The organism is Mucilaginibacter sp., assembly GCF_025359345.1.
Classification (GTDB): domain Bacteria; phylum Bacteroidota; class Bacteroidia; order Sphingobacteriales; family Sphingobacteriaceae; genus Mucilaginibacter.
On the sequence record NZ_JANYGQ010000022.1, the window covers coordinates 318,562 to 343,709 of the forward strand.

The 25,148-nt window shown below is 44.7% G+C and carries 21 protein-coding genes; 5 read left to right on the top strand and 16 right to left on the bottom strand.

The genetic code is table 11. The features are described 5' to 3' along the window. Nucleotides 1-388: 388 nt before the first annotated feature. From Q0R52_RS14550 to Q0R52_RS14595, 10 genes are all read right to left on the bottom strand, one after another. Nucleotides 389-541 (bottom strand): hypothetical protein, encoded by a 153-nt coding sequence (locus tag Q0R52_RS14550; protein WP_295795521.1) that lies wholly within the window; start codon nucleotides 539-541, stop codon nucleotides 389-391. A gap of 217 nt (nucleotides 542-758) precedes the next feature. Beyond that, nucleotides 759-1,661, bottom strand: a complete 903-nt coding sequence (locus Q0R52_RS14555; RefSeq protein ID WP_295795524.1) for a hypothetical protein — start codon at nucleotides 1,659-1,661, stop codon at nucleotides 759-761. Nucleotides 1,662-1,886: 225 nt separating this feature from the next. Beyond that, nucleotides 1,887-3,470, bottom strand: a complete 1,584-nt coding sequence (locus tag Q0R52_RS14560) for a M56 family metallopeptidase (protein ID WP_295795526.1) — start codon at nucleotides 3,468-3,470, stop codon at nucleotides 1,887-1,889. 4 nt (nucleotides 3,471-3,474) lie between these two features. Beyond that, entirely contained in the window at nucleotides 3,475-3,876 is a 402-nt protein-coding gene (locus Q0R52_RS14565) for a BlaI/MecI/CopY family transcriptional regulator (RefSeq protein ID WP_295795527.1), read from the bottom strand. 213 nt (nucleotides 3,877-4,089) lie between these two features. Then, nucleotides 4,090-4,422 carry a hypothetical protein gene (locus Q0R52_RS14570; protein ID WP_295795529.1) on the bottom strand — a complete coding sequence of 111 codons (333 nt, stop codon included), beginning with the start codon at nucleotides 4,420-4,422 and terminating at the stop codon, nucleotides 4,090-4,092. A 230-nt stretch (nucleotides 4,423-4,652) separates the two neighbouring features. Next, nucleotides 4,653-5,060, bottom strand: a complete 408-nt coding sequence (locus Q0R52_RS14575; RefSeq protein WP_295795531.1) for a DUF983 domain-containing protein — start codon at nucleotides 5,058-5,060, stop codon at nucleotides 4,653-4,655. Continuing rightward, on the bottom strand, nucleotides 5,053-5,940 hold the full coding sequence (locus tag Q0R52_RS14580; RefSeq protein WP_295795533.1) for a helix-turn-helix domain-containing protein: 888 nt from the start codon (nucleotides 5,938-5,940) through the stop codon (nucleotides 5,053-5,055). The genes Q0R52_RS14575 and Q0R52_RS14580 overlap by 8 nt, the downstream gene beginning before the upstream one ends. 180 nt (nucleotides 5,941-6,120) lie before the next feature. Then, nucleotides 6,121-6,603, bottom strand: a complete 483-nt coding sequence (locus Q0R52_RS14585; protein WP_295795535.1) for a VOC family protein — start codon at nucleotides 6,601-6,603, stop codon at nucleotides 6,121-6,123. Nucleotides 6,604-6,717: 114 nt separating this feature from the next. Continuing rightward, a complete protein-coding gene (locus tag Q0R52_RS14590; RefSeq protein WP_295795537.1) occupies nucleotides 6,718-6,951 on the bottom strand; it encodes a hypothetical protein in 234 nt (77 codons plus the stop codon). Between the two features lie 261 nt (nucleotides 6,952-7,212). Further along, nucleotides 7,213-13,221, bottom strand: coding sequence for a gliding motility-associated C-terminal domain-containing protein (locus Q0R52_RS14595; RefSeq protein ID WP_295795539.1), 6,009 nt, complete (start codon nucleotides 13,219-13,221; stop codon nucleotides 7,213-7,215). Between the two features lie 186 nt (nucleotides 13,222-13,407). Between Q0R52_RS14595 and Q0R52_RS14600 the strand changes: the two genes are divergently transcribed. After that, nucleotides 13,408-14,073: a Pr6Pr family membrane protein gene (locus Q0R52_RS14600; protein ID WP_295795540.1), complete on the top strand. Its 666-nt coding sequence runs from the start codon at nucleotides 13,408-13,410 to the stop codon at nucleotides 14,071-14,073. Between the two features lie 146 nt (nucleotides 14,074-14,219). Beyond that, nucleotides 14,220-14,393: a hypothetical protein gene (locus Q0R52_RS14605; protein ID WP_295795543.1), complete on the top strand. Its 174-nt coding sequence runs from the start codon at nucleotides 14,220-14,222 to the stop codon at nucleotides 14,391-14,393. 75 nt (nucleotides 14,394-14,468) lie between these two features. On the opposite strand, the gene Q0R52_RS14610 is transcribed toward Q0R52_RS14605, so the two are convergent. The 3 genes from Q0R52_RS14610 to Q0R52_RS14620 all read right to left on the bottom strand — a co-directional run bounded on the left by Q0R52_RS14610 (nucleotide 14,469) and on the right by Q0R52_RS14620 (nucleotide 17,839). After that, nucleotides 14,469-15,338 carry a glycoside hydrolase family 16 protein gene (locus tag Q0R52_RS14610; protein ID WP_295795545.1) on the bottom strand — a complete coding sequence of 290 codons (870 nt, stop codon included), beginning with the start codon at nucleotides 15,336-15,338 and terminating at the stop codon, nucleotides 14,469-14,471. Between the two features lie 423 nt (nucleotides 15,339-15,761). Further along, the gene (locus tag Q0R52_RS14615) at nucleotides 15,762-16,139 is read right to left on the bottom strand and encodes a chorismate mutase (RefSeq protein WP_252794102.1); all 378 of its coding nucleotides are present in this window, start codon (nucleotides 16,137-16,139) and stop codon (nucleotides 15,762-15,764) included. A 137-nt stretch (nucleotides 16,140-16,276) separates the two neighbouring features. Further along, entirely contained in the window at nucleotides 16,277-17,839 is a 1,563-nt protein-coding gene (locus tag Q0R52_RS14620) for a M20/M25/M40 family metallo-hydrolase (RefSeq protein ID WP_295795548.1), read from the bottom strand. A 124-nt stretch (nucleotides 17,840-17,963) separates the two neighbouring features. Here Q0R52_RS14620 and Q0R52_RS14625 point away from each other — a divergent pair, with 124 nt between their 5' ends. Then, entirely contained in the window at nucleotides 17,964-19,418 is a 1,455-nt protein-coding gene (locus tag Q0R52_RS14625; RefSeq protein WP_295795551.1) for a HAMP domain-containing sensor histidine kinase, read from the top strand. After that, nucleotides 19,415-20,107 carry a response regulator transcription factor gene (locus Q0R52_RS14630; protein ID WP_295795552.1) on the top strand — a complete coding sequence of 231 codons (693 nt, stop codon included), beginning with the start codon at nucleotides 19,415-19,417 and terminating at the stop codon, nucleotides 20,105-20,107. The genes Q0R52_RS14625 and Q0R52_RS14630 overlap by 4 nt, the downstream gene beginning before the upstream one ends. Nucleotides 20,108-20,219: 112 nt before the next feature. Here Q0R52_RS14630 and Q0R52_RS14635 read toward each other — a convergent pair whose 3' ends face one another. Then, complete coding sequence (locus Q0R52_RS14635; RefSeq protein WP_295795554.1) at nucleotides 20,220-20,693, bottom strand: endonuclease domain-containing protein; 474 nt, start codon at nucleotides 20,691-20,693, stop codon at nucleotides 20,220-20,222. 378 nt (nucleotides 20,694-21,071) lie between these two features. Here Q0R52_RS14635 and Q0R52_RS14640 point away from each other — a divergent pair, with 378 nt between their 5' ends. Beyond that, entirely contained in the window at nucleotides 21,072-22,880 is a 1,809-nt protein-coding gene (locus tag Q0R52_RS14640) for a DUF885 family protein (RefSeq protein ID WP_295795557.1), read from the top strand. A gap of 342 nt (nucleotides 22,881-23,222) precedes the next feature. On the opposite strand, the gene Q0R52_RS14645 is transcribed toward Q0R52_RS14640, so the two are convergent. Together Q0R52_RS14645 and Q0R52_RS14650 are read right to left on the bottom strand one after the other, a co-directional pair. Further along, nucleotides 23,223-23,912, bottom strand: coding sequence for a hypothetical protein (locus tag Q0R52_RS14645; RefSeq protein ID WP_295795559.1), 690 nt, complete (start codon nucleotides 23,910-23,912; stop codon nucleotides 23,223-23,225). Between the two features lie 610 nt (nucleotides 23,913-24,522). Beyond that, nucleotides 24,523-24,828 carry a GIY-YIG nuclease family protein gene (locus Q0R52_RS14650; RefSeq protein WP_295795561.1) on the bottom strand — a complete coding sequence of 102 codons (306 nt, stop codon included), beginning with the start codon at nucleotides 24,826-24,828 and terminating at the stop codon, nucleotides 24,523-24,525. Nucleotides 24,829-25,148 lie beyond the last annotated feature (320 nt).

The following is a 25,148-nucleotide window of genomic DNA, read 5'->3' on the forward strand; positions in this document are numbered from 1 at the left end:
GGTTGTATCGCAATTAAAGCAAAATACTTTAACGGTTCCATCCTTAAATTTTCAAAAATTTAAGCGACACAAACAGACTGGTGAAAAATAGTTTTTAGTTTGTAATCAAACGGTTAGTTGGTTAATTAGGGAGCAGGCAGTTGTTACGAAAAGTAGCAGCTGTTTTGCTTTTTGTACCCATTCCATCTACAGTTTTACGGCAGCCTCGCGCTGCAAAATCAATAGTATTATTATTTATTATTAGCCGATTTATATTATTATCATATCTACGTACCTGACTTTATCAAAACTATACACCAGGTGTTGGCAGTGGTAATTTTTAGTATCGGCACCGTTAGCTTTATTAGTAAAGGATAACAGCTGTGTGTTAAATTTCTTTTGGGATTGTTTAGTAAATGATGTGGCGTGCGCCTATCAAAAATACTGTGATCAATGGGATAGCTAACATAACAAATACGCGTGCCATTTGAATTGGGTTAGCATTGCCTTCAACAAAAACGTTGTGCAGATCAGTTTTCAGGGTGTTTAATTTGTGTTCCATGATTTGGGTGAATTAAATTTTTAGTAATCAATTAATTTATCAGTAATATAATTTATCAAATTATGTCCTCTTGTACGGTGTCTAATTTCATAAGGTTACATGTTTGATTAAAATATTTATAAAAGGATTAAAATATTTTAAAATAAATAAGGGGAATACTGCTCCTAATAGCTGCATTCCCCTTATTTCCGCATTGCTTATAAATACCAGGCTACATTTAGTTGTCTGTACGGTTTATACTAATCCCCCTTGAATTACCTTCGTTATGGTAGCGAATAGAACTGCCCGAGAACCTGGCGTATTTGCTTTTGTACTTACTGTAAACATCGGCGCTCATTTGTTTTCCGTTCACTTTCATACCGTCTGTTGATATTGTTAACTCGTGCAGGCCTTTTTCGTCGGGTACAATTCCATCTTTTACCAGGTCGCTAATCAGTTGCTTCATCAACTCCTGGTCTTTTTTCGCTTGTATTTGATCCCGCCTGGCTTGCTCCTGATCGCGCTTTGCTTGTTCCTGGTCGCGCCCTGCCTGCTCCTGATCGCGTTTGGCTTGTTCCTGATCGCGAGCGGCCTGTTCCTGGTCAAGCCTTGCGCTGGCCTGTTCTTTTACAGCTTGTTCCTGGTCGCGTTTGGCCTGCTCCTGGTCTCTCCCTGCTTGTTCCTGGTCGCGTTTGGCCTGTTCCTGGTCTTTGCCTGCCTGTAGCTGGTCGCGACTGGCCTGTTCCTGGTCACGCTTTGCCTGTTCCTGGTCGCGGCGAGCCTGGGCCTGGTCGAGCAGGGCCTGCGCCTGGTCTTTCTTAGCCTGTATTTTATCTCTCTTTATTTGCTCCTTCATTCGGGCTATAAAATCGGCATAGTCACCAAACTTGCTTTCCGGTATTTTTTCACCATCAACATATAATTCCGTTAATTTGCCGTTCACCAGGGTTAATTCATAATCTTTTCCATTCTCGTCGGTCCTGATATGCTCTTTACCATCGCCATTTTCGCTCGAATACATATTACTGTAGCCATAGCTGGTATGAGCTTTTTTAGCGGTTTTTTTTGTTTGTGCACCGGCGGCTGTTGTAAATGCAACTGCGGCTATTAGTGCGCTGTATTTAATAAAGTTGGTTTTCATTTTAATTTGATTTTTTTAAAGTTTAAAAATTTGGCAATACAATAGCCGCCCTGCCTTTGGCGGGTTTTAAAAATATTGCGGTCTGTTTGGTTTATTTAGCCACGACTATGGTATTACAGGTGCGCAGTCTGTAACAGTAGCCCTGGTATATGGTTCCCGGGATATACTATCCCGGCTTTTGGTATTGTGCTATTTAATATGTCTGGTATCTAACATAGGCATCCGTTAAATATTAACATTCACTTGCTGTTTTGTATTGGCTGCTTGTTCCTTCTTAGCCTGCTCCTGGTCACGCCTGGCTTGTTCCTGGTCGCGTTTGGCTTGCTCCTGGTCGCGGAGTGCTTGTTGTTGGTCACGCAATGCCTGCTCCTGGTCTTTTCTTGCCTGTTGCTGGTCACGCCCCGCCTGTTCCTGGTCTTTCTTTGCTTGCAACTGGTCACGCATGGCCTGCTCCTGGTCGCGCATGGCTTGCTGCCGGTCTAATTCCGCCTGGCGCCTGTCCGCATCCGCGGCTTCCTGCTCAGTAGCATTTTGTTTAACAGGTAGCGTAATTGCGGCAATCCTTTCTGCCGGTAGCATTTCACGGTGCTGGTCAGCACGCTCGGGCATAGTATACGAAATTTCTGCAGTTAACTTATTTAGCTTGCTCTTTAAAGTGTTATGCATTTCCCTTGCGAAAGCGGCTTCTTTTTTAATAACTGTTTCCGAAAAGCCCACAGTATGTGAAGTAACACTTACAGTATGTTGCTCTTTGTTTTTAACAATATCCTTTACCTGGGCTACAGTAACTGTGGCAACCAATACCAAAAGGATAAGCACACTGAATCCGAAAAACACCTTTTCGCCGGTACCAAAGGTTTTGTTTTTGTTATTTAAAAGTCTTACCACCCGGCGCATCAGGTAGTTCTTTTTACCGGGGAAAGCAGTGGAATAGGCCGCCCCGTAAAGTTCATGTTCCTTGAAACTGATAAGTGCCTGCACAAATTCAACCCGGTTATTGGTATGGGCTACAGCAATATCATCGCAGCAATTCTCGCGCTCTTCTCTCAATACCGATGATATCCACAGCAAACCCGGGTTAAAGAAAAACACGGCTTCCGCAATATTCTGTAAAAAGTTAACAAAGTAGTCGTTACGTTTAATGTGGGCAATTTCGTGCAGTAATATTGCCTCTACCTGCTCGGCTGGTAAGCCTGCCAACAGGCCAGCCGGAATCAATATTATAGGCTTTAAATGGCCTACTACCCCCGGCACTTTTATATAACCCGACTGCAGTATTTTAACAGCCTTACCTATGTTCAATTTTTTAGAATAGCTATTTACCTTATCAACCCAGTATTTTGATGGCTGGTAAACCTGGTAGTTTTTAATGCGTTGGTTATAAGCAATGCACGAAATCATCCTTACACTTTTAAACAGGAAAACCATAAACCATATCAATATGATAAATGGCGCATTCGCAGAAAAATAGCCGGTAAAGCTGCTAACCAATTGCTTTACACTATGCGCATTAAAAAACAGCGACGATGCATTAACGGCGATATTCCCTGCTAGCGGCGTTAAGGCGGCAGGCGCAGTTGCTGCCGTCCATTCATAAACAAATGTTAAACCACAGGTAATAATAAACATCAGGAATAAAATAAACGCCAGATTATACCTGTATGCTGCAGATGCCTTTTTTGCAATTACCAATGCCACCCCGGCAATAATAGCCAACAATAACCCCTGCCACAACGAATGAATAAGCATCCAGCTAAAAGCTGTGATTATTTTATTTAGTGTGCCGCTTATAAAAACGAGGTGTGCCATAAAATTATTTATTTTCCAGTTTGCTTAACATCTCTTTTATTTTTTGCAATTCTTCGCCCGATGTTTTGTCGTTATCAAGCAAAGCCATCATTAAATTACTTGGCGAACCGTTGTACATCGAGTCGACAAAGCGGCCCAACATATTGCCTTTTACCTTTTCTTCAGCAACTGCTGCGCTGTAAATATGCTTCATATTGGTTTCATCCCGGTCAAGCATCCCCTTTTCTTTCATCACCTGCATCAGCTTCAGAGTTGATGTGTATTGCACAATCTCTTTATGTTCATTCAACTTATCATGCACAAAACGGACCGTTTGTGGTCCGTACTGCCATAGCACCTGCAACACATCCATTTCGGTCTTTGTCGGTACTATTTCCGAGGCCATATCCTTCTTAAATAACATCATGAATCAAAGGTATGTATTAAAAACGTACGTTGCAAATATTATGTTGGATTTTTAAAAAAAAAAAAAACAACGTGGAACTTCTATTAATAGAATATAGAAAGGCAGGAATTATGAAAAGAAGGAGCAACGCGAAGCTCCATTTTTAAAAAGATGTGATAAAGGTTTGTGGGGGATCACCCAAATAGACTAAGGCGCCTGGACTGTAATGGTGTTCTACTGAAAAAGCAGGGTTTGCTCTGCAGCCAAACTTTTGCAGGCAGCAAAACATTCATTGCGGATAACTGCCGGCAGTTCGTCTTCATTTTTGAATTTAAAAGCTGCAATGCCGCCTTCGAAATGGTAGTGTATGTGATGTTGCAGTTTATCGTGCCGGGCAAGCTTATTTTTTGCGTTGCGGCCATTAAACCACGACGAGTAGATGCGCTCTATCTCAGCCAGCTTACTGTTAAATTTCTCAATAATTTTTATGCAGGCACGAGATTCGTCGCCTATGTATAAAATATTGTTAAAACGGTTCCAGTTTGTTAGGGTCGCACTGTTCATCATCAATAGTTTTGGGGCAAGGTAGCCAGCTATTATGAAATTGTAATGAAACAGTGAATAACTTACTGTTAAATGATGTTAAAATGAGAAACGGGGTTCAAGAGCCAAGAATCAAGAGTCAAGATTCAAGACAGCTTCACAACCGTAAACTGTTTAATTTTGAATTATTTATACTTTACTTGTCACTATCATGTAAACGGTTATTCTTAATTCTTGGCTCTTGATTCTTGATTCTAAATCTCCTTATCCCCGCTTGTTTCGGGCTGATAATGCAAACCAGGTGTAAGCCAATGCAATAACATAATACGCGAATACCTGAAGTTGAAAGGTGATAATAAAACGCCTACCGATATAATGATAAGTACATACAGCCATGGGTTGTTACTACCGGTTAGTACGTGTATTGCTACCGCCAAAGTCACCATTTCGGCAACAAACATTGCGTAACTTACCAGCATAGCCACATAAAAGTAACCTGGCTCGCGTTCAAAAACCATCCCGCAATGTGGGCAGGTTTTGTTCATTATCTGGGCCTTAAAGCTGTACATCGGTGTCGCAAACATATCGCCCCGACGACAGCGCGGGCATTTTCCGTGAACGATTGCAGGCCAGGCGGGCAGGGCCTTATTTGGGTTATTCATGATTATTTTGTTTAAGTATGTTTTTTCTGAACTCTTCGGGTGTTATTTCTTCCGTTTTCCTGAAAAACTTGGTGAAGTATGAATTATCATTAAAATTAAGTTCGAGCGCAATTTCTGTAATAGTTAGTTTAGGATTCGTAAGCAAACGCTTGGCTTCCAGTATTATCCTGTTACGGATAATTTCACCGGCTTGTAAACCCACCAAATCTTTACAAACTGCGTTTAAATGATTGGGGGTTATGTACAATAGCGAGGCGTAGTCTTTAGGCAGTTTCAGTTTTTTATAATGTACTTCAACCAGCTTTTGAAAGCTTTTTAACAATGTTTGGTTGTACGATGCCGGGCCTTTATTAATACCATCGGTGCTAACCCGGCTAACCAATATGAACAGCTGCAACATCAATACGCGCATTAAATCGGTGGTTTGCGCAGGCGAGTTTTCCCACTCCCTAATTATATCTTCAAAAAGGGGCCTGATTTTACCGGCTACATCAGCAGGCAAGTTAATTACTGCGTCGTGCACGTTGCCGCTAAAAAATCCGAAATTTTCGCAGTAAGCCGCATTCAATAAAAATGATTGAAAAAACGAGTCGGAAAAATTGATGATATAACCGTCGGTAAAACCCTCAAAGGCCCAGGAATGTACCTGGCCAGGAATCATAAAATAGATTTGATCAGGCTTTACACTAAAATCCTCAAAGTCGATGTTGTGGCTACCGGCGCCATCGGTAAAAAATACCACATGGTAAAATGTATGCCGGTGTGCTGCATAGAGGTTTTTGTGATGTTCGAGGTATGGGGCAAAACGGCTTACCAATATATCGTCCTGCCTAAAGTCAGACAAGCTGCAAATATCAAATATCGGTGTGCTTTGTAACATCACACAAAATTATACACAAATACACCATAAACAGTGGTATTATTTAACGTTTTTGTGGTATTAATTATGGATTTGAGAAAAATCAAAAGAAAAGAGGCAGAAATCAAGAGGAAAAAGCGAATGGATTATCCTTTCTCATGTAAATATGCATCTTCCTCGTCCTGATTCCTGACTTATAATTTATTTCGCGTCATTAACTTCAACCCAAAAGCCATCAGGATCCTGCAGGTAAATTTGCTTTACCCCGTCAGCGCGAAGCTGTATTTTTTTAGGTTGTTTAGTCCAGTTAACGTAACTTACGTTAATGGCATCCAGGTGTTTTATAAAAGCATCCAAATTTGGCACAGCGAAGCAAAGGTGAACACCGATATCGGGTGAGGTTGAACAATTACCTTGTATAATGTGCAACGCCAACCCCTCGCCTACTTTAAGCCAAACATGCACGGTATCATTAAACGGGTGTTTTATTTCCTGCAGCTGAATAACGTTACGATAAAAGTCGGCAGTCTTCGGCAAATTCTTTGCGCACAAAGCCATATGGTTAAAAACCGGCTGGTTGGCGTTTTGCGCCTTGCTTAGCTGCGGCAAAGCCAGCGCAAAGAGGATAATAAATAAACCGCTACGGATTAAATGAATAAAAGGTAATTTAAAGGGATTGCTCATTTTAAGTTTTTAAGTACTAAACATAGAAAAATAAATGCCACTTACATAGTACAGTGGAATGTAATTTCTTCAATACATTAAAGCCCGATAAAAAATAAGCAGTAATTAAGGTGGTTACCAGGCCATCATTGGGCTCCGGTTAAAGTCGATAGAAGCTGAAGTAATGGTATTGTGGCGGTTCCAGTCGTCGATATCAATTAAACCAGGCATGGTTTGGTAATGGTTATCGTTTCTTGAACATTTAACAACATAGCCAATTTCTTCAACCCTGGCAATTACCGGCCGCGCTCCGCACTCCTTACACAATTTGCAGTAAATTGATCCCGGTATATTTACATAGCCCTTCATACCGTGTTATTACGTCACCAACTAAAAAAAAGTTGTGGGAAAATTGCTTTTTTATTACAACAAAATAGAAATAAATCCAAAAATGGCCCTGGTGCTTCAGAAAGCCATAAAATATTGAATATCAAACAAGCAAATAATTTTTTTGAATATAGATTGACGCAGTAACTGGCCGGTATTTAACAGTAAAAATGCTTTTATCAACACCTATTTACGATATACTTTCAACCAAAGGCGATCGCGAATTATTGTATTCTATGTAAACTACCTTAAAATAGTCACCGAACCCGACATAGGCTTTTTGCCATTTTTCAGATCGAGAATATAATAATAAGTACCAACTGGCAGGTTGCTCCCACTTGTTGTGCCATCCCATGGTTTGCCATAACCAATAGAGCGGTAAACCACCGAGCCGTAGCGGTTAAACACCGAAAGGCTGCAGTCAGGGTAATATAGCAATGCCGTAATATTCCAAAGGTCGTTAATGCCATCGCCATTGGGTGTAAACGTATTGGGTACAACAATAATGCATTGGCTTAGCGGGTTAAAGGCAACCGTTATCGCATTTGAGGTAGCTGTTGGGTTTACCAGGCATTTTCCATCGCTGGTAATTACACAGGTAACAATATCGCCATCGGCCAAAGTCTTAGTGGTAAAGGTAGCGCTGTTGGTACCTGTGTTTGCACCGTTAACCTTCCACTGATAATCGGGCTTAAGCGCCGGCAAGCCAGGTGTTGCGGTAAACGTAATTTCGGCGCCGGCACAAACAGGGCCTGTTAGCGATGATACTATGGTAACAGAAGTTGTAACCGGTGGATCTAAAACAAAAGTCGCTTCGTTTGAAGTTGCAGTCGCGCTGGTTACACAAACCAGGCTGCTGGTGAGTACGCAGGTTATCTTGTCGTTATCGTTTAATGTGGTGCTTGTAAAGGTCGCAGCATCAGTCCCGCTGTTTTGCCCGTTAACTTTCCATTGGTAATGAGGTGTGGTACCACCATTTACAGGGATAGCCGTATAGGTAACCGATGCTAACGCACAAGCATCCGGCGAAAGTGGCGATATAGTAACAGATGGTACCAGCGCCGTGGTAACTGTTAATATTTGGGGGTATTTCGACCTGCCATCATCGGCCGTAATGGTGGTTGTCCCTGCACCCACGATATGAATTTTTCCGGATACAATGGTCGCCACGCTAAGGTCGCTACTGGAGTATATTATAGGAGTTGAACTGGTAGCGCCCGGGTCGAAATCAACGTCACACACTGTTTTGTCAGGTATAGGCGCAAATGTTATGGTTTGCCCGTCAATTACCTCGATACTCACCTTGGCCGTAGCACTACCATAAATATTATAGGCTGTTATAGTATAGATTGTAATTGGCGATACAACATCAGGTTTGCCACTAATAATACCGGTAGTGCCATCAAACACCATACCCGATGGCAAAGGCTTATCAATGGTATATCCAAGCGTATAAGCTGTGCGGATTTCGTTATTAAACGAATCGGCAATGTATAATTTCCTGCCGGCATCCAAAGCGAGCCCCTTGGGGCCGGCAAAACTGGCAGCCGTACCAGTATTGTTCAGACTGCCCGCAACGCCATCGCCCGCCAATGTAATCACATTGCCCGCCGGGTCAATCATCCGGAGAATGTTGCCGCCAAAATCCGAAACAAACAAGTCGCCTATATCATCAACCGCAATGCCGCTTGGTTTGTTAAAGCTTGCAGAAAGTGCCGGGCCATTATTGCTGCCTGCCGATCCGCTACCGGCATAGGTACTAACATCGCCCGATGGGGTTATTTTACGAATGACATTGTTGCCCAAATCGGTTACAAAAACATTTCCGGCAGCATCAACTGTGAGGTTTTGAGGCATATTGAACGATGCACCAGTACCATTGCCATTATTATTGCCAGGCGCACCGCTACCTGCTAATGTTGAAACTGTGCCATCGGGTGCTATTTTCCTTATTAAATTGTTAAAGGTGTCGGCAACATAAAGGTTCCCGGCGGCATCAATGGCCAGGCCTTCCGGGGTATTAAAACTTGCTGACAAAGCAGCGCCGTTTGCCGAACCTATCGTTCCGGTACCGGCAAAAGTTGTTACTACAGCACCAGGCGTTATTTTGCGGATTAAACTATTGTTGGAATCGGCAACGTACAAGTTCCCCGCTGCATCAATTACAATACTGCTGGGTTTGCCAAATACTGCTGTTGTACCTGCGCCGTTTGAAAAGCCAATATCGCCGCTGCCAGCAAATGTTGTGGATATACCGGCGGGAGTTATTTTGCGAATTAAATTATTCAGATAGTCGGCTACATATAAGTTGCCTGCTGCATCGAAAGCAACGCCCGATGGTTGTTTGTACGTTGCCGTTATAGCATCGCCATTTGCACTGCCAGGCGTTCCTTTGCCGGAGAAGGTTAGTGTTTGGCCAAAATTTATAGGCGGTACAGCGCCGCCTGACGATGTTGGTGCCAGCGGGGCTATAGTTTGATTGATATTGTAGGTTTGAGGCGACTGGTACGATATAACCGGCGGACTTCCCGGGCTATTACTCTTTTTAACCTCAATAATCAAGGTTGCTGTGCTACTTCCTGCAGCATTAATACCGGTTATTTTATACGTTGTAGCTGGCCATAATGAGGTTGGGGTTCCGCTTATTGTGCCTGTTTTGGCATCAAAAGTCAATCCCGGCGGCAAATCCTTGTCAATAACGTAGCCGGTAGTAACAATTTCTCTTACTAAATTATTCTGCAGATCAGTCACCAGCATATTACCGTTGCTATTGATAGCCAGCCCGTGCGGAAAGTTAAACGATGTGTTAATACCATACCCATCTTTATAACCCGCAATGCCGTTCCCGGCAAAAGTTGTTACGACGCCATCAATGGTTATTTTCCGTATAAGGTTATTACCAGAATCGGAAACATACAGGCTGCCGTCCTCTCCAAATACAATTCCCTCGGGACCATTAAAGGTCGCGGCCGAGCCTTGTCCATCCTGTTTCCCTTTAACGCCTGTACCGGCAAACGTGGTAACAACACCGGCGGGGGTTATTTTCCTTATTTCGCTGTTATTATAATCTGCCAGAAAAATATTTCCTAAAGCATCTATCGCCATGTAGCTTGCTCCGCTAAATCGTGCATTAGCACCAACTCCATCCGTGTTTCCCTTAGCACCCTGCTTTCCCGCTAAAATGGTAACAACACCGCCTGGGGTTACTTTTTTAACTGTATTACCCGCATATTCAGACACAAACAAGTTACCGGCAGCATCAATTACGATGCCATTTGGTTGACTTAAACCAGACACGAAAGTTGAGACGGAGCCGCCAGGGGTAACCTGTCTTATCGCATTATTATTCGAGTCGACAACATATATCTTACCATCCGGACCAATAGCCATGGCAGCAGGTGCGTTAAACTTTGCCGAGGAACCTAATCCATCCTGGTAACCGATGTCGCTTCCTGCAATAGTGGTTACATTGCCGCCGGGCGTAATTTGCCTAATAAGCCGATTGTTATCCGTTATGTAAACAGTTCCATCGGAAGCGACTATAGGGTAATTGGGAAACGAAAACCCAGCTGTTGTCGTGGTACCGTCTACCACTCCCCTTAGGCCGTTACCGGCAAATGTTGTTACCTGCCCATAAATATTGGGAGGTACTGCCCCGCCTGTATTGGTTGGCTGTAAGGCCGTGATAGCAGTATTAGGTGCATAAACCTGTGGCGTTATATAGCTTATGTTTGGCGGCGCCAAACCGGGAATAACCTGGTTTTTTATTTCTATATCAACAGTGTTGGTGCTATGGCCGCCTTCGTTGTAGGCCGTAATGGTATAGGTGCTAAGCGGTGTAACCTGCGCGGGTGTGCCGCTTATTATGCCTGTTGTTTGGTCGAAGGTTAAGCCCGGCGGCAAGGGTTTATCAATGGTATAGCCGGTGGTTGGTATTTTTGCAATGGTGCTGTTACCCGGATTAGTGACATAAAGGTTACCAGATGCATCGACCGTAAGGCCCAGCGGAAAACTAAAAATGCCCCCGGCGTCTGACAGTATGCTTTCTCTACCCGTATTCGCCTCTACTTTAATAATCCTGCTATTTCCCGAATCCGAAATGTATAAGTTACCCAACAAGTCAACAGCCACCCCGGTTATTCCCTGGAAACGGTAATAAATATTGTCTTTTATTAATGTGCTTACAGTGCCGTCAGGAGTAATTCCGCGGACCTTGTTATTGCCCTCATCGGCTACGAAAATATTGCCAAATGCATCAATCGCCATTTTTTTCGGATTTTTAAAACTTGCAGCAGCACCTTTTCCGTCAGCATATCCTGAGCTGCCTGAACCGGCAATTGTTGTAACAATACCTGCAGCACTTATTTTCCTTATATTCCCGCTTCCAAATTCTGATATATAAATATTGCCGCCATTATCAACAGCAATACCCCAGGGCACTGCAATTTTTGCAGTAGCGACGGGGCCGTCAACCTCACCTGGCCCATTCAGACCTACTATGGTTGAAACCAACCCCGTTGGCGTTATCTTCCTTACCGCATCGCCATACGAATCCACTACATAAATATTATCACTACCATCAATAGTTATGCTGGTAGGGCCTTTAAAGCTGGCAGCGGTTCCCTGCCCGTCGGTAACCTGCGATGTCCCGTTGCCCGCAAAAGTGGTTACCTGCCCGGTAGGCGTTATTTTTCTTATCAATGAATTGTCCCTGTCGGCAACATAAACGTTTCCTTTCGAGTCTGTGGCGACATCGGTTGGGAAATTAAAGCTTGCATCAGTACCTATATTGTCGTTATTGCCCTTCGACCCATTGCCTGCAAACACGGTGGCCTTGCCGAATGCTGTTTGCGGCACCGGGCCGCCAGTGTTGTGGGGCGTTAACGGAGGTATGGGCGTACCCGGGGGATAAACCTTCGGACTATCATAACTGATTTGGGGCGCTGCCGGCAGCGGCACTGCCACAACATTTACTGCAATACTTACAACCGTTGCATAATTGCCCGCCGCATTATATGCTGTAATCGTATAATCAGTTGCCGGCGATGCGGCTGTTGGTGTGCCGCTAATATCTCCGGTATGCATATCGAACACTAATCCTGGCGGCAGCGGCTTATCAATCGTAAAAAAATCAGCTGCTATTTTTCTTATCGAATTATTATTGGTATCGCCAATGTAAAGGTTGCCGTTTGCGTCGATAGCTATACCGAAGGGGGTATTAAAGGTGGCTGTACCCAAATCGCCATCGGCTGCGCCTAAGGTTAATTTACCGGCAACGGTCGTAACTACTCCTGCAGATGTTATCTTTCTTATTTTATTGTTTTGTGCATCGGTTACGTATAAATTGCCGTCAGCATCAATCTTCATCCCGATCGGGTCTTTAAAGGATGCCGCCGCACCCGTGCCATCAGCATCACCTTGCGCCCCGCTGCCTGCAAGGGTGGTGACCACTCCGGTAGTGGTTATTTTGCGGATTAAATTGTTGTAACTATCGGCCACATACACATTCCCCGCCACATCAACCGCTATACCTATCGGTCCGTTAAATGAGGCTGCTGTACCTGTGCCGTTGGTACTACCGGTAGTGCCGCTGCCGGCCAGCGTAGTCACAACACCCAATATGCTTATTTTACGGATAAGGCTGTTGCCCGAATCGGCTACATACAAATTGCCGGCAGCATCGATGGCAATGCCCGATGGCAGCCTAAAAGTTGCCGCTGTGCCTGTGCCATCAGCATGGCCTACGGTGCCATCGCCTGCAATAGTGGTTACCACACCTGCAGACGTTATTTTGCGGATACGGTGGTTATTGGCATCTGCAACATATAAATTACCGGCGGCATCAACAACCACATCAGCCGGGTTATGAAAAAATGCCCCGGTGCCCATACCGTCAGCAAAGCTCGCAATTCCGCTTCCGGCAAATATAGTGACGATGCCCCCGGGAGTTATTTTTTTTATCAGCGAGTTGGCTTCATCGGCTACATAAACATTACCGTTGTTATCAACCGTTAAGCCTTCGGGGCGATTAAAATTTGCACCGGCACCTGCCAGGGTAGTAACGCCCGAAAAATTGCCCTTGCCAATCGGTCCGCCAGAGCTAACCGGCGACAGCGCAACTATAGCTGTATTTACCTGGTAAACCTGCGGTGTGGGATAACTTATTTTGGGAGCCTGCGCATAACAAACACCGTTCCTGAAAAGGAACGAAGCCAGCATCAGAAATAAACACATCCATTTATTGCGCAGCATACTCACTTTCATTTCTTAAATACCGCAACAACAATGTGGTATATTTAGAGAAGTATTTTTTATCAAATTTTAAAAAAAAGCACTTATCTTGATTTTATCGCAATAAATAGCCTACTAAAATAACTTTTTGATTTGATATTTAATGACTTGTTTTTCTGTAATTTAGTAAACACTTAAACATTATTGATGACAAATACTACCGACAACCAAACATCAAACAAAATAAAATGGGCATACACCGCTTTGGTGGTTATTATTACCTGGTTTGCGTTAGTGTTGCAGTTCAGTATATCAATACCTGAATATATGCACAAAGGTTGCTCGCTCAGAAGTGCGCTGATACAACTTTTTAGCTTTTATACCATATTAAGCAATCTACTGATGGTTGTTGGGTTAACCACCATTTTAATAGCCGCAAAGTCGGCATGGGGCAGGTTCTTTTCAAGGAATACCGTGCTAACTTCTATCGTGCTGTACATGACCACTGTTGGCCTTATTTACAACGTAGTGTTGCGTAGCGTATGGCACCCTGAAGGCTTGTTTAAATTGGCTGATGAACTGCTGCATGTTGTTAACCCCCTGTTATTTATAATTTACTGGCTTGCCTTTGTGCCAAAAAGCGGCCTGAAATACAGCAATGTTTGGCCATGGTTATGGTTCCCGTTTCTTTACTTTATTTATGTGTTGATACGGGGCGCCATCAGCGGGAATTACCCATACCCATTCCTTGATGTCGCAAAATCAGGATACCCGCAGGTTTTACTCGCTGCTGTTATTTTGTTGCCTATTTTTTGGGGACTGGGTGCATTGTTTGTTTTTATTGCCCGGCAGATGAGTAAGCCTGTTTTGTAGTCAAATCAACCTTATTAATATACACTTTTCATCCGGGTTTAATCATGCTTCCAGCATTTTAGGCCTACGCAGCCCTATTCACCTATTTTTCACACATGGCACTGTAATTGCCTGTATACTAACATCTATCTTAAAAAATAAATAGTATGAAAAAGTATATTTTAGGGGTTGTTGCGTTGCTTATACTTGCTTCTGCCACCCTGCCGGGCTGTTCAGTTGAATACCGTGAACGCCATGGCCGTGGGCACGACAATGGAAATGGCCGCGGCCACGACCACGATAATGGCCACGGCGGTGACCATCATTACAGGAATAACTAAATTTCAGTTCGATAATACAACAAGGCCTCGCGGGATTTTCCAACGAGGCTTTGTTATTTTATGGCGATAAGCCTGTTAATTGGCGATTTTAGTTACCAGTACCCAATCAACCACCACTTTTGCCTGACCGGCTTTTATTTTGTTAACCGTGTTTTGCGACATGCCGAAGTAAGGCTCCTTCACTTTATTCACCCCGTTTGGATAGCCGCCACCCAATGCAAAATTCAGGATAATAAATTTAGGGTTGTCAAAAGCCCAGCGTCCATATTTCTCTGCCATGGCACGGGTTACTGTGTAAGTTACTTTGTCATCCACCTTAAAAACTATGCTGTCGTGCGTCCAGTCGGCCGAATAGTTGTGCCATTGGGTAACATCGGTACCGACAGGCAAAAACGCTCTATAGGCTAAAGGCGTGTCGCCAAAGTAACCGGGGCCATGCAGTGCGTTGCTTGTCCAGCTGCTGTCGCCAACAGTTTCCATTATATCAATTTCCCCGCAATCAGGCCAGCGACCATTGCCAAGCAGCCAAAAGGCAGGCCATAAACCGGCACCCGAGGCCATTTTCATGCGGCAGGTAAAAGTGCCATAGGTAAACTGCATTCTGTGTTCAGTATTTATCCTGCCCGAAAGGAAATCGTACTTTTTATTTTCCTTGCTTGTATAGCCCGGGTGATAAACCGCATTTAATATCAAAGCGCCGTTGGTTGCACCTTCCCCGGCAGCGTTATTCATGAGGTAAATAGTCGATGCTGAATCAACATAAGCCTGTTGCTCCTGGTTAACGGTGTTGCCCGTAACTTCAACGTTCCATTTGCTGCGATCAAGGGCTTTTTGGTTAAAATCTTCAAAAAATATGGTATCGCCTTTTTTAGGCTGATGTTGCTGGGCTATGGCAGCGGTTATGCTAAGCGTTGCAGCTATGGCTGTAAGGAAGAAAAGTTTCATGGTTGGGTTTTATTGGGTGGGATAAAAATAGGATTTATCTTGCTGAAATAATATCACGCTCGTCATGGCGAGGAACGAAGCCACCTCTACGTAGGACAATCACGAACCTAACTGTTTGTGAAGACCTAAAAGCGGCAGATAGGTAACCACAAAGTTTTTGTTTCGTTGATTAGCATGTGCAGTCCGCCAGCTGGCGGATCGTTCCTCGCAATGACGTGGTGGTGAGATTGTTCTGTATCACCACCTTGCCCGACACACCGATACAGTGCGATACAAATTACTTGCAATAAGTACATTTAAACATTTGCGGCAACGCACGTCAGCATAAAAACCGCCGAAAGTAATCCTGTAAATCCTTTTAATCCTTTAACGACGAAGTCCTCTTGAACGCCGTTAAAAACAGACAAAAGTGAAAAATCGTGTTTATTCGTTATGCATCGCCGCAGGCTCTTCCAGCTTCAAACTTTCTTCGTGTATGGCGTTCATCAATTTCTCAATAAACTCTGCCGACAAGCCCTCCTTTTTACCGGCTTCCTTGGCCTTTTCAACCACTTGTTGGAAACGTGCGGGCTGTAAAGGTGCAATATGGTTTTTGGCTTTATAGATGCCTATCTCGCGTACTATCCGCTCACGAAAGCCAATAGTTTTTATCATCTGGGCATCCAGCGAATCAATTTTAGCACGGCCAGCATCAAAATCAGCTTTGGTGAAGATGGGTTTGGTTTGGGCCTGGCAATTTGCCGTACCGTATGTTATGAGTGTGATGGCGGTTACCGATACAATCGTTTTTAGGGTATTCATGGTGAAATATATTGATGCGGCTAAAATCAACATAAAAAATGAATTTTCTTTGATGGTGTAAAGCTATCACTGTAAAAAAACAGCCCGCTTTGGTATAAGCGGGCTGGATATTCTGGTGTATTTATATCGTTTTAACCCTACAATCCATCAAACAAAAAAGTGTCCTTAATAAACGGCTTCCTGGGCAAAAGCTCAGGGCGGATAGCGCTTTGATAAACAAAAGACGCTACAATTATTGCTGACTGTTTTAAATCCTCAATCGCCAAATGGTCGTAGTCATCCAGGTCGGTATGGTGTGTCCTGTCCTCGTCAAGCGGATCCTGGATAAACTGGAAACCGGGGATACCTGCCCAATCGAACGACAGGTGGTCGGTAGACCCTGTGCTCTTTATGGTTACCGTTGTTGCGCCCAGGTCATGGAATGGCGCAAACCACTGTTCGAATATTGGTTTGATAGCCTTGTTGCCCTGCGCATAGATACCCCTTACCTTCCCGGTTCCATAGTCCATATTAAAATAGGCCGATACTTTGCTTTGCTCGGCATTAGGTGTACCATCAGCCTTCATAAAATGATTCTTTACATAATTAAATGAACCGTAAATTCCCTGTTCCTCGCCTGTCCACAGCGCTACCCGGATTGTTCTTTTTGGTTTAAGGCCAAGCGAATCAAGCAGGCGCATAGCCTCCAGCACCACAACGCAGCCTGCAGCATTATCAGTAGCACCGGTTGATGACTGCCACGAATCAAGGTGACCGCCCAGCATCACCAATTGCGCTTTCAGCTTAGGGTCTGTTCCGGGTATCTCGCCAACCACGTTGTAGCCTTTAGTATCGGCGGTGGCGAACCTGCCCTGTATATTTATTGCCAGCTCAACCGGGTGGCCCGACTGGATAAGGCGTTTAATGCGCTTTCCATCCTCGTACGACATGCTTATCTTCGGGATGCCTACCGGGTCGGTGAGTTTGTAGCCTATGCCTGCCTGTACGTGTATGGTGCCGTTCACGTTATCGGGCGCAGCCCAGATACGGCCCAGCACACCAACCTGTTTTAATATGATATCTAATCTGATACGTGCTTTCTCCCTCGCTATCAGTTGCTCAACCATTGCGCGGGTTAATGCATGTTGCTCGTCGATGGTATCCAGTGCACGGTCAGTAAGCCGTTCAGCTCCCGGGCGAAAATCCAGTAATGTCGGCAATGGACTAATCGCCAACAAAATAAATTTCCCTTTAATTTCGGCGCTATGGCTGAGCAGGTAAGTTGTATCGGCGGCCTGTTTTGGGGTGAGCAGCACTACGGTGCCCTGCTGTACACCGTTGGTATTGCCGCACCATGGCTCCGGGTAGGCCCTGAGCGGTTGATAGTAGGGCACTTTTAAAGCAATGCTAAATTCTTCCAATTCCCATTGTTTGCCAAATTCGCCATAGGGCTCCATTGCGGCATTTGCCAGGCCCCATTTTTTCATGGTGGCCACGGCCCAGGTAGCCGCCCGGTTAAAGCCCTCAGATCCCGGCAGCCTTGGACCCGAAACATCGGTTAGGTAATGGGCAATTTCGGGGATGTGCGAGTTGGTTAGTTCAGCATTCCTGATTTTTGCGAACGCGGCTTCATCTATTTGTTCCTGCTGTGCAAAACTTGTTGCACCTGTTGCCATCGATAAGGCTAATAACAGGCAGAGCTTTTTGTATATCATTTTCATGTTTGTTTATTTTTTAAACAAAACTATCCCGCCTGTTCCTAAACGGGGGTTAATTACAGTTAAATAGAGTTAAATCGTATCTTAAAGCGGTGATAAACAGCTAAATTTTAAGGAACTTCACCTCATGAAAAGGCTCAGGTCAAAATATACAACCATATTGATAGTGCTTTCGCTGGTGCTGAGCGCAGGGTTGCAGGCTGTATGGCTGCGCCAGCTTTTTTCGGCGCAGCAAAAGCAGCTGAAGGATGATATAGAGCACTTTGTAAGCACCACCGCCCAGGCGCAAATGTACCGCAGCGTTACTTCGTTCGAAAAACCTAAGAACCTTCCGCGTGTTAAGCAGCTTTTTCTTTCGCCGCAATGGGCCCAGCTGCGGCAGGCGTTCGACAATATGAAAGCGCTCGGTATTTCGTATAACTTCCAGATCAACAGCGACGACGACAGTACCTCGGTATCCATGAATTTCAGCCTGAAGGATAAACCTGCAAAAGAAAGAAACAGGGGCCCGGCCACCACCAATACCGGGCTTACGGCGGCGCAACTAAGCATGGTTGACAGTTTATCGCTTATCGCCATGAAAAAGGAAGTGGCTGCCGGCCTGCAGCAAATGGGTATCACCTCCGCCATTTACTACAACCTTTACAATTACAGCATGACCGGTCTGCGTGGTGGTGATGTACCTAAAGGCCTGGCAGCCGCCTACGCCAGCAAAAAATACCTTTATGGCATACAGGAGCATTACCGCTACCAATTGATATTATCCGCAATTAATAATGTGGTATGGTACCGTATGCGGTACTACGTGGCTTCCTGCTTGCTGATGCTATTGCTTACCTGCGCCGCCTTTTACTTTATAATGAGACTGTTGCGCAATGTTCGGCTGTATGCCGATGCCAAAGCTGATTTTACCCGGAACATGACCCACGAGTTTAAAACACCTATTGCAACGGTATCCCTAGCGCTCGAATCGATCCAAAAATATAACCTGGCGGAGCAACCGGAAACTATGCAAAACTACCTCGACATCAGCCGGCACGAATTGCAGCGGTTAGATTTGATGGTGGAGAAGGCCCTGAACATCGGCAATGAAAAAGATGCGGAAATACCGTTTAACACCGAGCTTTATGATGTGCAAACAGGCTTGCAGCAGGTAATTACTTCCATGCAGCTGCAATTGTTAAACAGCGGGTCGGAAATTGTATTCAAGCCCTCTGCCGAGCCATGCTTTGTATTTGGCGACCCTGTGCATTTAACCAACATTTTTTATAACCTGGTCGAGAATGCCATAAAATATTCAGGCACCGGTTTGGTTTTGGATATTAGCTGTGCGTGCGATGATAAAACGGTAACCATTAGTTTTAAAGATAACGGCCCGGGGATTGATAAAATCTACCATAAAAATATCTTCGATAAGTTTTACCGCATCCCGGCTGATGGCAATACCCACGACATTAAAGGCACCGGGCTGGGCCTGTATTACGTTAAACAAATGGTTGAAAGGCATAATGGTACCATTAAAGTTAAAAGTGAAACTGGCAACGGCACCTGTTTTATTATTACCTTACCCGCTGCATCATGAACCTGAAAGTATTATACGTGGAAGACGAGCCGTTCCTGTCGCGCATTGTAAGCGACGGGTTGAAAAGCAGCGGCTATTACGTGCAGGCTGTCGCCGATGGTAACCTGGTGATGGATGCTTACGCTTCTTTTAAACCCGACATCTGCATACTTGATATTATGCTGCCTTCGAAAGATGGCTACACGCTGGCAAAAGAACTTCGCAAATTCCAGCCTGATTTGCCCATCATATTCCTGAGCGCAAAAGTGTTAACTGCCGATGTGGTGGAAGGCTTCAAATCCGGTGGTAATGATTACCTGAAAAAACCCTTCAGTATGGATGAACTGCTGGTACGCATGGAGGCTTTATTGCATCGTTTCAAAAAGCAACCGGATGCTATAACTAATGAAAATCCAAAAGTATATTCCTTTGGCAATTGCCGGCTGGATACCGTGCAGCAGCGGTTAACAACATCATCCGGAGAACATTCACTATCATTTAAAGAATGCGCACTATTGAAAATGATGATCCTGAAAAAGAACGACGTGCTGGGACGCCAGGAAGCCCTGCTTAAAATATGGGGCGAAGACAGCTATTACAACACCCGCAGCATGGATGTTTTTATGACGCATATCCGCAAGATACTAAAGGACGAACCGGGGATTCAGATTATGAATTTGAGGGGATTGGGGTTTAAGTTGATTTGTTAGGGGAGGAAAGACGCGAAGCATTTGCATTAACGCCGCTTGCAGAGTTTACTCACCCGGTCGACGCTTCGCTGGACCTCCCTCTCTTCGCTGCGCGTAAAGAGGGAAGAGGAAATTAAAGGTTCGAAAGTGTTTTTAGGATAGTGTGTAATACATCTTTGGTATTGTTAATTATCTCATCGTTTTCAAATCTTAGAATTTTCAAGCCTAATGCAATTAATACTTCCTCCCGGTTTTTGTCATATTCCTTTTTAAAGTTATGAATAGGTCCATCGGCTTCAATAACTAATTTCGCTTTATGGCAATAAAAGTCGGGTATGTAATAAAGATTTCTTCCGAATGCAAATTGAACACAAATAGGATATTGGCGTAAAAACTTATGTTCGAATAGTTTCCTGTTTCTTAAATGAAACCACAGAACCTTCTCGGCAGGAGTTTCCATTTGCCGCAATTCACGGCACAAATCAACAATTGACGGCATCTTTAAAGATAAGATTTTTTTTGCCCTCTTTCCGCGCAGCGAAGAGAGGGCCGACGAGCGAAGCAATGTCGGGGTGAGTTTACCCGCCATGCATTTACGCCAGTGCATTTGCGTTAACGCCGCTCGCAGAGTTTACTCACCCGGTCGACGCTTCGCTGGACCACCCTCTCTTCGCTGCGCGTAAAGAGGAAAGAGAAATTAAAAGTTGGAAAGTATTTCAGGATAGCCGTTTTTGCCCTCTTTCCGCGCAGCGAAGAGAGGGCCGACGAGCGAAGCAATGTCGGGGTGAGTCTACCCGCCGGACAGGTCGTCACCATACATCTCTCCCTTTCCCCCATGAACTATGAACCATCAACTATGGACTCCCTCGGATAAAAACCCGCTACAACCTGCCAATTTACAGTTAGTAATCCCCGCCTGCCCCGCCTATTTTTATCCTGTAGTAATTTACCCTATATTTCACCCGCCAAAACTAATACACTAAGTATGCGCGTCAACAATCTTTACCAGCAATTTAAAACTATCATTAAACCGGCTTTTATATTTTTCATCCTTTTTGGGTTGATAAAAACCTCATCTGCCCAAACTGCGCCAGCCAAATCGCCGCTGTATGAGCAGGCCAGCGAGGTATCCGGACTGGTTATACAATACGGACAGGATATAGATGCCATCCGCAGCTTTTATTCGCCGTATACTGCTATCGACGGGTATAACAACCAATCGGTTCAAACATCGCCCGAAGAACGCAAACGACTCATGGATATCGGTAACGATTACCTGGAAAAGCTAAAACAACTTGATTTCGACAGTATGAGCATTTACGGCAAGGTGGACTATACCCTGCTGAAAAAACAAATAGTGTACGAGCTTGGCGCTGTAAAGCTTGATGACGACGAGTACAACAAAATAACCACCTACATCCCTTTTGCGGATGAAATTTACCAGCTGGAAAAGAAACGCCGCCGGGGCATCACTGTCGACGGGCAGGAAGTGGCAATGGAACTGCACAATATTTTAAAGGAACTTAATACAGCGAAGACATCATTCGTTAAGCTGCAAAGCCTGGATATGCCATTGGCACGCAAGGGCAAGGCTGCACTGCTTGGTTTAAAAAGCCGCCTGAAAAGTTTCTACGATTTTTACGATGGCTACGACCCGAATTTTACATGGTGGACGCCCAAACCGTATAAACTGCTCGACTCGGCGCTAAACGTTTATGCCGATTTGGTGATGAGCAAAGGCAAAATAAACACCACCCAAAAGCCCGACAGCAGCGGCATAAAAGGTGTGCCCATCGGTCATGATGAATTGATGCGCCAGCTAAAGGCCGAAATGATACCTTACACGCCCGAGGAACTGATCAAGCTGGCCAACAAGGAATTTGCCTTTTGCGATGCGGAAATGCTGAAGGCCAGCAACGAAATGGGCTTCGGTAACGACTGGCACAAGGCTTTGGAAAAAGTAAAAAACAGCTATGTGCCCGCAGGCCGCCAGCCCGAAGCCATCTTAAAATTGTATAACGATGCCCTCACCTTTATAAAGGCCCGCGACCTGATTACCATACCGGCCCTTGCCGAAGAAACCTGGGGCATGACGATGATGACACCCAAACAACAACTGGTAAACCCCTTCTTTTTAGGCGGCAGCGAAATCATTATCAGCTACCCGACCAACACCATGAACGAGGCCGACAAGCTGATGAGCATGCGTGGTAATAACCCTTATTTTAGTCGCGGTACGGTGCAGCACGAGCTGTTGCCCGGCCACAACATGCAATATTTTATGAACAGCCGCTATAAAAACTACCGCGGCATGTTTAACACCCCGTTTTGGATTGAAGGCTGGAGCCTGTACTGGGAACTGCTGCTGTACGACCAGGGCTTCGCCAAAACACCTGAAGAACGTATAGGCATGCTGTTTTGGCGCATGCACCGTTGCGCCCGTATCATCTTCTCGCTCAACTATCACCTTGGCAACTGGACGCCGCAGCAATGCATCGACTTTTTGGTCGACCGTGTAGGTCATGAACGCGCCAATGCCGAGGGCGAAGTGCGCAGATCGTTCCAGGGCGGGTATAGTCCGTTGTACCAGGTGGCCTACCTAACCGGCGGTCTGCAACTCATGAGCCTTAAACGCGAACTTGTGGACGGCGGTAAAATGACCTACAAGCAGTTCCACGATGCCATAATGAAAGAAAACGCCATGCCGATTGAGATGGTAAGGGCAACGCTGATCAATCAACCATTAACGAGGGATTTTACCACGCAGTGGAAGTTTTATGATTTTGGGAAGTAGAGGTTGGTGAGTGGTTGAGTAGCGAGTGGTGAGTGGTTTTTGTTGCCGTTTTGCTTCACTGGATGCTCATCCAACACGCCCTTTCCACGCGTTCCCCCCGCACGTCATTGCGAGGAACGAAGCAACCTCTACGTATGCAAATCAATGAAGCAAAAGCCTTGTGGTGACCTAAACGCAGCTGAAAGGTCACCACAAAAATAAAGGTCCGTGAATGTCCTTCGTAGAGGTTGCTTCGTTCCTCGCAATGACGTGGCGGTGAGGTTGCTTCGTTCCTCGCAATGACGTGATGGTGGGTTGCTTCGCTCCTCATTGACGTGGTATTGAGGACGATGTGGCGAACCCCTACTCCTTCACCTTATCCCAGCTATCCCGGTTAAAGGCCAGCACTTTGGTAACATTGCCGGCGGCATCTTTGGTAAATTTCAGCGGGAACATAGCCTCTTTATTAATAAACTCGTTATCGGCTACATTAATAAAGCTGATTTCCTTATTGTCCCAAAGTTCTTTTAATACCAGGCCATCGGCGGTAGCGGTTATGGTTAAGAAGGTGCCTTTCCGTTCCTCAAATTCATATTTGCCCTGGTAGGCTTTTAGCTGGTCGGCGGTGAGTTTGACTGCTTGCACGGGCACGTAGTTTTTTACCCTTGTTATTTCGTCCTTATCGCCCACCGATGCGCCGGTGATTTCGCCTGCCGGGTTTTTAACAAATGTGATCGGGATATTTTCGTCGCCATCACCGTCGAGGGTTTCAAAAACAAGATCGCTTTTGCGGGTTAACACAAATTGTTTGTCGCCCTCCATTACTTTGGCGAGCAGGGTTTTATTTGCAACAGTAATTTGCACATGGGCATACTGGTTGCTTTTCATCTGGTAAATGCCCTCGAAGGCCTTCATAGCAGTGGTATCAGCAACGGTTTTACTAACGGCGACAGCTTTTGCATTGCCGGTAAAACAAAGGCTCAACAGTAAAAATGGCAGCACCAACAGGTACCTGTAAAGCCGTTTTGCGGGGGTAGTTTTTAAATTGGTCATGATGATCAGGTTTTGTTTGTTTGATAACGTAGCATTTAGTTATTAAGTATTTAGGGATGTATCGTGTATCACTGTATTGACTCCATTGGTGATACAAGCGTTACAAAAAACCTCTCCACGCGTCATTGCGAGGAACGAAGCAACCTCTACGCATGCAAATCAATGGAGTAAAAGCTTTGTGGTGACCAATCAGCGGCGTTTAGGTCACCACAAACACTAAGGTCCGTGAATGTCCTATGTAGAGGTTGCTTCGTTCCTCAATGACGGGTTGGTGGGTTACTTCGTTCCTTACAGTAATGACGGGTTGGTGAAAATGCTGTATCGCCTGTATCACTGTAGTGACTCAGTTGGTGATACAGTGAAACAAAAACACCCTCTCCACGCGTCATTGCGAGGAACGAAGCAACCTCTAAGCTATGCAAATCAACGAAGCAAAAGCTTTGTGGCGATTTATCAGCCGCATTTAGGTCATCATAAACATCAAGGTCCTTGAATGTCCTATGTAAAGGTTGCTTCGTTCCTCGCAATGACGTGGTGGTGAGATTGCTTTGTTCCTTGCAGTGTTGGTTACGTTGCTTCGTTCGTTATAGCGTTGACGTGATGATTAGTATTATTCTTCCATCAACTTATCATACAAGTCAATCCAATCCGGGTTTAACTCGTTAATCAATTTGATTTTGGTTTTCCTGTTACCTCCTTTTAATGCTTTTTCAACTGATATGGCTTCTTCAATACGAGAATAAAAAGAGTAATAAACAAGCTTTTCACATTTGTATTTGGAAGTAAAGCTATCAGGATAAAAATGTGTTTTATGCTTCCAAGCCCTATCTGCAATATCAGAAGTGACACCAACGTATAAAACTGTATGCAGCTTATTCGTCATAATGTAAACACAGCCGCCCTGTATAAAAACCATGTTGCAAAATAAAAAATTATCTTATATTGTTTACTCTCTCCAGGCAATGACGTTGTGGTTGGTCGCTGTATCGCTGTAGTGACTCAGTTAGTGATACATATGATACAAAAACACCCTCCAGTCGTCATTGCGAGGAACGAAGCAACCTCTACGTATGCAAATCAATGGAGCAAGAACTTTGAGGTGACCTATCAGCCGCATTTAGATAACCATAAACACTAAGGTTCATGAATGTCCTGTGTAGAGGTTGCTTCGTTCCTCGCAATGACGTGATGGTGAAAATACTGTATCGCTTGTATCGCTGTAGTGACTCAGTTGAT

What these genes read in the sequence shown, in the direction of transcription:
- Q0R52_RS14580 (WP_295795533.1), bottom strand. Translation starts at nt 5,940, where the DNA reads ATGTTACAAAGCACACCGATATTTGATATTTGCAGCTTGTCTGACTTT.
- Q0R52_RS14620 (WP_295795548.1), bottom strand. Translation starts at nt 17,839, where the DNA reads ATGAAAATGATATACAAAAAGCTCTGCCTGTTATTAGCCTTATCGATG.
- Q0R52_RS14630 (WP_295795552.1), top strand. Translation starts at nt 19,415, where the DNA reads ATGAACCTGAAAGTATTATACGTGGAAGACGAGCCGTTCCTGTCGCGC.
- Q0R52_RS14615 (WP_252794102.1), bottom strand. Translation starts at nt 16,139, where the DNA reads ATGAATACCCTAAAAACGATTGTATCGGTAACCGCCATCACACTCATA.
- Q0R52_RS14570 (WP_295795529.1), bottom strand. Translation starts at nt 4,422, where the DNA reads ATGATGAACAGTGCGACCCTAACAAACTGGAACCGTTTTAACAATATT.
- Q0R52_RS14635 (WP_295795554.1), bottom strand. Translation starts at nt 20,693, where the DNA reads ATGCACTGGCGTAAATGCATGGCGGGTAAACTCACCCCGACATTGCTT.
- Q0R52_RS14590 (WP_295795537.1), bottom strand. Translation starts at nt 6,951, where the DNA reads ATGAAGGGCTATGTAAATATACCGGGATCAATTTACTGCAAATTGTGT.
- Q0R52_RS14585 (WP_295795535.1), bottom strand. Translation starts at nt 6,603, where the DNA reads ATGAGCAATCCCTTTAAATTACCTTTTATTCATTTAATCCGTAGCGGT.
- Q0R52_RS14550 (WP_295795521.1), bottom strand. Translation starts at nt 541, where the DNA reads ATGGAACACAAATTAAACACCCTGAAAACTGATCTGCACAACGTTTTT.
- Q0R52_RS14625 (WP_295795551.1), top strand. Translation starts at nt 17,964, where the DNA reads ATGAAAAGGCTCAGGTCAAAATATACAACCATATTGATAGTGCTTTCG.
- Q0R52_RS14600 (WP_295795540.1), top strand. Translation starts at nt 13,408, where the DNA reads ATGACAAATACTACCGACAACCAAACATCAAACAAAATAAAATGGGCA.
- Q0R52_RS14565 (WP_295795527.1), bottom strand. Translation starts at nt 3,876, where the DNA reads ATGATGTTATTTAAGAAGGATATGGCCTCGGAAATAGTACCGACAAAG.
- Q0R52_RS14605 (WP_295795543.1), top strand. Translation starts at nt 14,220, where the DNA reads ATGAAAAAGTATATTTTAGGGGTTGTTGCGTTGCTTATACTTGCTTCT.
- Q0R52_RS14640 (WP_295795557.1), top strand. Translation starts at nt 21,072, where the DNA reads ATGCGCGTCAACAATCTTTACCAGCAATTTAAAACTATCATTAAACCG.
- Q0R52_RS14575 (WP_295795531.1), bottom strand. Translation starts at nt 5,060, where the DNA reads ATGAATAACCCAAATAAGGCCCTGCCCGCCTGGCCTGCAATCGTTCAC.
- Q0R52_RS14555 (WP_295795524.1), bottom strand. Translation starts at nt 1,661, where the DNA reads ATGAAAACCAACTTTATTAAATACAGCGCACTAATAGCCGCAGTTGCA.
- Q0R52_RS14645 (WP_295795559.1), bottom strand. Translation starts at nt 23,912, where the DNA reads ATGACCAATTTAAAAACTACCCCCGCAAAACGGCTTTACAGGTACCTG.
- Q0R52_RS14560 (WP_295795526.1), bottom strand. Translation starts at nt 3,470, where the DNA reads ATGGCACACCTCGTTTTTATAAGCGGCACACTAAATAAAATAATCACA.
- Q0R52_RS14650 (WP_295795561.1), bottom strand. Translation starts at nt 24,828, where the DNA reads ATGGTTTTTATACAGGGCGGCTGTGTTTACATTATGACGAATAAGCTG.
- Q0R52_RS14610 (WP_295795545.1), bottom strand. Translation starts at nt 15,338, where the DNA reads ATGAAACTTTTCTTCCTTACAGCCATAGCTGCAACGCTTAGCATAACC.
- Q0R52_RS14595 (WP_295795539.1), bottom strand. Translation starts at nt 13,221, where the DNA reads ATGCTGCGCAATAAATGGATGTGTTTATTTCTGATGCTGGCTTCGTTC.